Source organism: Streptomyces milbemycinicus, from assembly GCF_002154605.1.
GTDB classification, from domain to species: Bacteria; Actinomycetota; Actinomycetes; order Streptomycetales; family Streptomycetaceae; genus Streptomyces; species Streptomyces milbemycinicus.
Map to the genome: position 1 here is coordinate 1008 of NZ_MUNE01000949.1, position 429 is coordinate 1436.

The window sequence follows — 429 nt, forward strand, 5'->3', positions numbered from 1 at the left end:
GCCCGCACCGCGCCCGGGCGCCGGCGCTTCCGGCTGTTCATCGCCGCCCGCTCGCGCTTCGCCGAGGACCGTCTGGCCGCCGCCGTCGCACGCGGCGTACGCCAACTCGTGGTCCTCGGGGCCGGACTGGACACCTTCGCCTACCGCAATCCGCACGAGGCCGCCGGTCTCGCGGTCTTCGAGGTGGACCACCCGGCCACCCAGGAGTGGAAGCGCGAGCGCCTGTCCGGCGCCGGCATCCCGCTGCCGCCGTCGCTGACCTTCGCACCGGTCGACTTCGAACGGGAGAGTCTGGGCGAGGGCCTGGCGGCGGCCGGATTCGACCCGGCGCGACCGGCGTTCTTCAGCTGGCTGGGCGTGGTGCCGTATCTGACCCGTGAGGCGGTGTTCGGCACGCTCGGCTACCTCGCGGGCCTCCCCGGCGGCGCG

1 protein-coding gene is annotated in these 429 nt (G+C 75.1%); it reads left to right on the forward strand.

The genetic code is table 11. From position 1 onward, the window contains the following. Window positions 1-429: class I SAM-dependent methyltransferase (locus tag CCN51_RS49400; RefSeq protein ID WP_245881853.1), on the forward strand; the 429-nt coding region annotated here is incomplete at both ends.